Below are 8,236 nucleotides of genomic sequence, written 5' to 3' on the forward strand. Positions count from 1 at the left end.
TTGCGCCGGCGGGCCTGAAGCAGGGTCCACGTTTCGATCCGTGGCGGGAGCTCGCCCTGGCGGTCAGTGTCGGCTTGACCGGGAACTCGACCGCGCCGCGGGTCCGAAACCCCTATCCCTGCTGATTCTTGTTGGGCGGATCGTCCTGATCCGGGTCGGCATCACGCCGCCTGCCTGGGAAGATACCGTGATTGCTCATGGTTCACCTCCAGTTCGTCACCCGGAGCGCAACGGCTCCGTGGGGGGTCAATGAGCCGGCAACGGTGTGGTTCCCATGCAAGTCAGGGGGACGTGCATCGGCGCTGCATGCCCCGATGTTTCGGCCCCTGCACTTGGCGCATCCAATCCCGTCATTGAGCGCAGCGAAGCAATGACGGTTTGGATCAACCGTGCCCCGCGCCCGCCCCGTCCAGCAGCTCCGAGACCCGGCTCGCCAGGTCGGCGGAGCGGAACGGCTTGGTCAGCACCGGGAGGTCGTCCGGGATCTGCATCGCCTCGGCATGGCCGGTGAGGATCAGCACCGGCAGGCTGGGGTCGCGGACGCGGATCTCGGCGGCGAGCTCGATGCCGCTCATGCCCGGCATGGCGAGGTCGGCGACGATCAGGTCGAAGCGTCCGGGCGCGAAGGACCGCAGCGCGGCCTCGCCGTCGCCGGCCTCGGTGGCGTCGTGGCCGAAGCCCGCCAGGAACGAGGCGGTGACGTGCCGGACCTGCGCGTCGTCGTCGACCACCAGGATCCGCGCCGGCCGGGCCGCCACCGGGACATCGCCCGGCGCGCGCGTCGGCTGCTGGGGCGCCTCGGCCGCGAAGGGGAGGGCGAGCTCGACCCGGGTGCCCCGGCCGACCTCGCTCTCGATGGCGAGCCGGCCCTTCGATTGCTGGGCGAGGCCGAACACCATGGCGAGCCCGAGACCGGTGCCCTGGCCCACCGCCTTGGTGGTGAAGAACGGCTCGCAGACCCGGCGCAGGATCTCGTCCGGGATGCCGGTGCCCTCGTCGGAGACGCTGACGCCGAGATAGGAGCCGTCGGCGATCTCCGGGTCGCCCGCGATGTCGAGGCGCCGCGTCGCCACCGTGATGGTGCCGCCGTCGGGCATCGCGTCCCGAGCGTTGATGCACAGGTTGAGCACCGCGAGTTCGAGCTGGTCCGGATCGACCTGGACGGCGGGCAGCCCGGCTGTCAGCTCCGTGCGGACGCTGACCAGGCCGCCGAGGCTGCGGCCGAACAGGTCGCTCATCCCGCCGATCAGGGCGTTGACGTCGGTGGCCCGCGCCTGGAGGTCGTGGGCGCGGCTGAAGCTCAGGAGCCGCTTGGTCAGGGAGGCGCCGCGCTCGGCCGCGCCGCGGGCGTTCTCGATCAGGCGCTGCACCCGGGGCTGCTCGGCGACCTTGGGGGCGGCGAGTTCCAGGCTGCCGAGGATCGCGGTCAGCAGGTTGTTGAAATCGTGCGCGATGCCGCCGGCCAGGGTACCGAGCGCCTGCATCTTGTCGGATTGGCGCAGCCGCGCCTCCAGGGTCCGCTGCTCGGTCACGTCCCGCTCGATCACCGCGAGGTGGCTGACCGCGCCGCCGGCGTCGCGGATCGGCACCCGGGTGACGTGGCTCCACAGCTCGGCGCCGACCGGGCCCTCGCTGGTCAGGCTCTCGGCCACCGTGCCGGAGCGGATCGCGGCGGCATCGGCCTCGGCCACGGTGCCGCCCTTCGCGCCGAGCAGGTCGCCCTCGCGTTGCCCGATGCAGCTGAAGACGTCCCGGCCGAGCAGGGTCGCCTTGCGGGCGTTGAGCCGCACGAACCGCCCGTCCGCATCCTTGAAGCTGATCGCGTCCTGGGCGTGGTCGAGCAGCCCGCGCAGCAGCGCCCGCTCGGTGGCGAGGTCCCGGCCCAGGCGGTGGCGCTCGAAGGCCTGCCGGACGGTCGAGCGCAGCAGGCTCGCGTCCCAGGGCTTGGTGACGTAGCCGACGATGCCGCCGCGGTTGAGCGCGGCGATCACCGCGGTGATGTCGGCATAGCCCGTGAGCAGGATCGCCTGCGCGTCGTGGAAGGCGCGGGCCTCGGCCAGCAGCGCGTCGCCGGTGAGGCCGGGCATGCGCTGGTCCGACAGGACCACGGCGATGTCGGGCTCGGCGTGCAGGATCTCGAGCGCCTCGTTCGGGTTCGAGGTGGTCAGCACCCGGTAGGAATCCTCGAACAGGTCCTCCAGGGCGATCAGGATATCCGGCTCGTCATCGACGGCCAGGATGGTCCCGCGGGGGCCATCGAACCCGGCCTCCTGAGCGTGGTGCGAATGCGTCTCTGTCACCGAACCGGTGTCCACTGCAGCGGGGAATGCTCGTCCGACCGTGCCTTCACTCATGCGCTGGCCGCCTGCCGCGGAATCCCGATCACGAAGCAGGCTCCCCCGTCCGGCGCCGCCTCCACGGTGAGCGAGCCGCTATGCGCCTGAACGACGCTGTAGGCAATCGCAAGACCCAGGCCGGTGCCTGAACCCACCGGCTTTGTTGTGAAGAATGGCTCGAATATCTTCTCACGCAGGTCTTCCGGGATACCAGGACCAGTATCGCTGATGCGAATCTCGTCGACCTCCGGTGTTGATAGGGTGTTGATCCGGATAATGCCACCCTCCGGCATGGCGTCGGCGGCGTTGCCGAGGATGTTCATCACCACCTGGTTCAGCAGCGCCGGGGTGCAGTGAATCTCGGGCCGGCCGGCGAAGCTGCGCTCCACGGCGATCCGGTCGCCGAGCTTGTGCTGGATCAGCGCCAGCACGGTCTCGATCGCCTCGGGCACGTTGACGAGTGCCCGCTCGCCCTCGTCGAGGCGGGAGAACTTGCGCAGGTTGAGCACGAGGTCCTGGATCCGGGTCAGACCCATCCGCATGGAACCGACCCGCTGGCGGGCCTTGTCGAGGGCGCGGGTGGCGGCCTCCGGGGCGGCGTTCGGCAGCTCGTTGAGCAGGCGCTCCACCGTGCCCTGGTGCGCCAGGATGAAGGCCAGGGGGTTGTTAATCTCGTGGGCGATGCCGGCGACCAGCTCGCCCAGCGAGGCCATCTTGGCGGCCTGGACCAGCTTGGCCTGGGCCTCGGTGATCTGCCGGTTGGCGTCGGCGAGGTCGCGGTTGGCCCGCTCCAGGGCGTCGGCGAGGCGGGCGCGCGCCTCGGAGGCCTCGGCCTCGGCGCGGGCGCGCTCCACCGCCCGCTCGCGCTCGCCGAACTGGCCGGCGATGCGGCGGTCGTCCTCCTCCAGCAGGCGCCGGCGGACGAAGCCGCGCACGCGCAAGGCCAGCACCTCGGCATCGGTCTTCGAGACCACGTCGTCGGCGCCGGCCGCGAAGGCCTCGACCAGAAAATCCTTGGCCGGGTCGCTGCCGGCGATGCCGACGAGGTGGAAGCCGGCGCCGGCCGCCTGGCCGGAGCGGCGCTGGCTGATCGCCCGGCACAGGGTCAGGCCGTCATAGGCGTGGCCGAGCAGGTCGACGGTCACGCAGTCGAACGCATCCTCGGCGACCCCGTCGAGGGCGTTAAGCGCCGCCTCCGGCCCGTCGGCGGTGGCGACGTGGTGGCCCTCCTGCCCGAGGAGGCCTGCCAGGAAGGTCCGGTAGGTGAGGCTGCCGTCGATCACCAGGATCCGGCCGCGCCGGAACGCGGCGGCGCCCGGGCCCTCGCCGTCGCCCGACGCCCGGCGCTCGCGCAGCAGGGCGCGGATGCGCAGGATCATCAGGTCGCGGTCGGCGGATTTCGGCAGGTAGGCGTCGGCGCCGCTCTCGAGGCCCTTCCGCTCGCCGCCGCCGCCGCCGGTGAGCATCAGGACCGGCAGGGCGCGGGTGCGCAGGGACAGGCGCATCTGCCGGATCAGCTCGTCGCCGTCCATGCCGGGCAGGTGGTAATCGGCCACCACGAGGTCTGGCTGCGTGCGGTTGAGATGGTCGAGGGCGGCCTCGGCCGAAGGGCAGCGCTCCACCGCGAAGCCGTGGGCCTCCAGGAGGAGGCGCAGCTCCAGGGCCTGCGTCTCCGAATCCTCAACCAGCAGGATCCGGGCGGGCCCGTCCTGGGCGCCGGCCTCGCTCCGGCTCACGGCCGCGCCCCGGGATCGGCGAGCCGCAGGACGTGGTCGCCGATCCGGTCCAGCGGCAGGATCGTGCGGGCGGCGCCGAGCCGCACCGCGGCCGCCGGCATGCCGTAGACCACCGCGGTGCTCTCGTGCTCGGCGACCGTCTGGGCGCCGGCCCGGTGCATGTCGGCGAGCCCGACGGCCCCGTCCTCACCCATGCCGGTGAGCAGCACGCCGATCCCCGCGGCGCCGGCCTGGCGGGCGAGGGAGCGGAACAGCACGGTGGCGGCCGGGCGCTGGCCGGAGACGGGCTCGGTGTCGACCACCCGCAGCACGCGGCCCGATCCGAGCTCGAGATGGCGGTCGCCGGGCGCCACGTAGACGCGGCCGGGCTCGGCCCGCTCGCCGTCCTGCGCCAGGGAGACCGGCAGGGCCACGACGCTGTCGAGCCAGTTCGCGAACCCCTCCATGAAGGCCGCGCCCATATGCTGGACCACGAGCACCGGCAGCGGGAAGGTCTTGGGCAATGCGCCGATCACCCGGGCGAGCGCCGGCGGGCCGCCCGTGGAGGCCGCGATCGCCAGCAGGCTCGGGGCCTGCCCGGCCAGGTCGGCCGGCGCCGCGAAGGATCCCGAGAAGGCGGCCAGGCTGTTCCGGCCGGCCCATTCGGTGCCGATCGGGCGCCGCCGGATCACCGGGACCTGGGCCATGATCCGCAGCTGGGTGCAGATCTCGCCGGCCACCGCCTCGTAGCCGGCATGGGTGGTGGCCACGGGCTTCTCGACCACCGACAGGGCGCCGGCGCGCAGGGCGTTCATCGAGATCCGCAGGGAGGAATCCTCCACCGAATCGGCGATCACGACGATCGGGGTCGGCTGCTCGGCCATGATCCGGCGCGTGGTCTCGAGACCGTCGATGCCGGGCAGGCGGATATCCATCGAGATCACGTCGGGCCGCACCGTCTGGAGGGTGCCCAGCGCCTCCTCGCCGGAGGCCACCGCGGCGACCAGTTCGAGCCGGGGATCGCGCGAGACGATGTAGCGCAGCAATTCGCGCACGACGAGGCTGTCCTCGACCAGCATCACCCGCACGGGCGTCATAGCAGCTGCCCGATCGTGTCGAGCAGATGGCGCTGGTCGAATTTCTGCTTGGTCAGGTAGGCGTCCGCGCCGAGGTCGAGGCCCCGGGACACGTCGGCGGCATCCCCGCGCGAGGTCATCAGGATCGTCGGCAGCCGGGCGAAGCGCGGGTCGGCGCGCAGCGCCTTCAGCAGGCCGAAGCCGTCGAGGCGCGGCATCTCCACGTCGGCGAGGACCAGATCGACGGGCTCGATCTCGGCGCGCAGCCGGTCGAGGGCGTCCTGACCGTCGACGCAGACGACCACGCGGTAGCCGGCGGCTTCCAAGATGCCCTTCTCCAAGGTCCGGGTGGTGATCGAATCGTCGACGACCAGGATGGTCGCCCGCGCGGTGGCGCGCTGTGAGGTCGTCGAACGTGGAGCCTGCGCCATCGTTCCGGCCGACAGGCCCGCAGATGTCGCACTCGCCCGCGCGGCGAGCCCCTCCGGGTCGAGGACCAGCACCGGCACGTCGCCGGGCAGCACCGCGGTGCCGGCGATCAGGTCGGGATCGGACCCGAAGGACGGTGCCGGAAGGACCAGCAGCGCCCGGACATCGTGCAGGCGCTCGACCCCCAGCGCCAGGCGGCTGCCGCCGGCCCGGAGCAGCACCGCGATCAGGATCGCCGGATCCTGGCCGGCGGCATCCGGGGCGGCGGGTGCCTGGCCCAGGATCTCGGTGAGATCGGTGACCGGGTGGTTGGTGGCCGCCTTGCCGTCGCCGACCCGAAGGATCGTCCGGCCCATGGCCACCGGCAAGGCGGCCCGGTCGAGCCGCAACAGGCGCTCCACGGCGCCCCCCGGCAGGGCATAGGTCCGACCACCCGCTTCGACCAGCAGCAGGCTGCGCCGCGCCGCCGAGAGCGGCAGGCTGAAGACCAGGGCGGTGCCGGCGGGCTCGCGCGGCTCCAGGCGGACGCTGCCGAGGAGCTGGCGGGCCGCGTCGGCGGCGACCGACAGGCCGTAGCCGCGTCCCGACAGGGTATCGACCGCCTCCGCGGTGGAGAAGCCGGGCTCGAAGACGAGGCGCAGCAGGGTCTCGGGATCGTCGGCCTCCCCGGGGGCGAGCAGGCCGCGGGCGCGGGCGGTGGAAGCGATCCGGGCCAGGTCCGGCCCCGGCCCGTCATCCGCGACGGTGACCTGCAGGCGCGAGCCGCGCACGGCCACCTCCAGCCCGAGCCGCAGGGCCTCGGGCTTGCCGGCGGCGCGGCGGATCTCCGGGCTCTGCCAGCCATGGCTGAGGGCGTTGCGCAGGGCGTGGAGCAGCGGGTCCTTCAGGGCCTGGAGCAGGCCGCGCTCCACCGGCAGGTCGAGGCCGCGCAGGTCGAGATCGACGTCGCGGCCCTGCTCCCGGGCGGTCTCGCGGATCGAGCGGGCGAGGGGGCCGAGCACGGTCTCGGCCGGCACCAGGGCGAGGCGCTCGGCCTCGGCGCGGACCCGGAACGCCGCGCCCTCGATCGCGCTGGTCGCCGCGGCCTGGCGGCGGGACAGCTCGGCGGCCTCCCGGGCGAAGCCGCCGAGACGGGCGGCCAGCGCCCGCAGCGCCGGGGCCTCCGCGTCGGATTTCGCGGCCAGCGCCTCGGCGCCGACGCGCATGTCCCGGGCGAGCCGGGCGAGGCGCGCCAGGCCCTCGGCGGCGGGCGCCTGCGCCGCCAGGGTGCTGGTCAAGTCGTGGCTCGCCCGCGCCAGAGCCTCCACGGCCTCACCGGGCACGCGCAGGATCGCGGCGCCGGATTCGGCGGGCTCGGGGGGCGGTGCGGGGGTCGGCGCGGCGAAGGCGGGCGGGGCAGGGGGTTCGGCCGGCGGCGCCTCGGGGGGCGGAGCGGGCGGCGGTGCGGCGTCCTCCGGGGCCTCCCCGGGCAGGCCGAGGCATTGCCCTAAAGCCGTCAGGGCGTCGGCCGGCATGTCCGGCCCGGCGCCGTCCTGGAGGCCGGCGACGTAGGTCTCGATCCGGTCGAGGGCGAGGTGGACCGCGTTGGCCGCCTCGCGGTCGAGGGCGCGCGCGCCGGTGCGGACCCGCTCGAACAAGGTCTCGAGCCGGTGGGCGACCGCCTCCACGGGGGGCAGGTCGACGGCGCGGGCGGCGCCCTTCAGGCTGTGCGCACGGCGGAACACGTCGTTCCAGTCCGGGGTCGCGCTCCCGAGCGCGGCCCGGATCGCCGTGACGTGCTCGCGGTGCTCGACGTCGAAGGCGGCGAGGAGGAGCTGGCGGATATCGGCGGCCAAGACGGCGCCCGCCCTCAGTGCCGGTAGCGTTCGGCCAGGGCCATGAGGGCCTGGGCGAGTTCGGTGAGGTTGGCCGAGGCCGCCTCGACCTCGCGGGTGCCGGCCGCCGTCTGCTGGCTGGCCTGGCGGATATTCTGCAGCGCCCCCATCACCTGCTCGATCCCGAGCTGCTGCTGGTTGGTCGAGGCCACGATCTGCTGGAAGGTCTGGACGTTCTCCTCGACCCGCGCCGTGATCTCCTCGATCGTCCGCTGCGTCGTGTCCGAGCGCGTCTTGCCGGCCGCCGCCCGCTTCACCGCCTCCTCGGTGAGCATCACCGAGGTGTTGATGCCCCGCTGGATCTCACCCAAAATCCCCCGGACCTGCCCCGTGGCCGCCTTGGCCTGGTCGGCCAGAAGCTTCATCTCCGAGGCCACAACCGCGAAGCTGCGCCCGCTCTCGCCGGCCGCCGCCGCCTCGATGGCGGCGTTGAGCGCCAGCAGATGCGTGCGCTCCGAGATGTCGTTGACCGTCTCGATGATGTCGCCGATCGTCTGGGTCTTCTCCGACAGGCTGACGATGTTGCCGGCCACGGCCTCCGCCTGCTCGCGGATCGCGTCCATGGCCTTGGCGGTGTCGGAGACCGCGCGCAAACCCTGGCGGGAGGTCTGGGCGGTGGCCTGGGCGGTGGCGATCACCTCGGTGGCGCGCTTGCCGATCTGCGCGCCGGAATGGGTGATCTCGTCCACCGTGGCGGCGGTCTCCTGCACGGCGGCGAATTGCTCCTCCACCGAGGCCGCCTGCTGCTGGGCCGAGGCGCGGATCTCGGCGGCGGCGGCGTTGAGGTCGGCGGTGGCGGCGCGGTT

Annotated in this window: 5 protein-coding genes; all 5 read right to left on the reverse strand. The window is 73.3% G+C overall.

Annotation, left to right across the window (positions count from 1 at the left end):
• Window positions 1–383: 383 nt before the first annotated feature.
• Window positions 384–2,354 carry a response regulator gene (locus BMZ47_RS26900; RefSeq protein WP_244536944.1) on the reverse strand — a complete coding sequence of 657 codons (1,971 nt, stop codon included), beginning with the start codon at window positions 2,352–2,354 and terminating at the stop codon, window positions 384–386.
• Complete coding sequence (locus tag BMZ47_RS26905) at window positions 2,351–4,072, reverse strand: response regulator (RefSeq protein WP_091865357.1); 1,722 nt, start codon at window positions 4,070–4,072, stop codon at window positions 2,351–2,353. The genes BMZ47_RS26900 and BMZ47_RS26905 overlap by 4 nt, the downstream gene beginning before the upstream one ends.
• Window positions 4,069–5,148 (reverse strand): chemotaxis-specific protein-glutamate methyltransferase CheB, encoded by a 1,080-nt coding sequence (cheB, locus tag BMZ47_RS26910; protein WP_007557614.1) that lies wholly within the window; start codon window positions 5,146–5,148, stop codon window positions 4,069–4,071. Before cheB ends, BMZ47_RS26905 begins: the two co-directional genes overlap by 4 nt.
• Entirely contained in the window at window positions 5,145–7,391 is a 2,247-nt protein-coding gene (locus tag BMZ47_RS26915; protein WP_091865359.1) for a hybrid sensor histidine kinase/response regulator, read from the reverse strand. Before BMZ47_RS26915 ends, cheB begins: the two co-directional genes overlap by 4 nt.
• Window positions 7,392–7,405: 14 nt before the next feature.
• On the reverse strand, window positions 7,406–8,236 hold an 831-nt coding region (locus tag BMZ47_RS26920; protein WP_244536945.1), incomplete at its 5' end, for a methyl-accepting chemotaxis protein.

The organism is Methylobacterium brachiatum, from assembly GCF_900113845.1.
Classification (GTDB): Bacteria; Pseudomonadota; Alphaproteobacteria; order Rhizobiales; family Beijerinckiaceae; genus Methylobacterium; species Methylobacterium brachiatum.

Bases quoted from the DNA above. Each gene is read 5' to 3' on its own strand.
- cheB (WP_007557614.1), bottom strand. From the start codon at position 5,148: ATGACGCCCGTGCGGGTGATGCTGGTCGAGGACAGCCTCGTCGTGCGC.
- BMZ47_RS26900 (WP_244536944.1), bottom strand. From the start codon at position 2,354: ATGAGTGAAGGCACGGTCGGACGAGCATTCCCCGCTGCAGTGGACACC.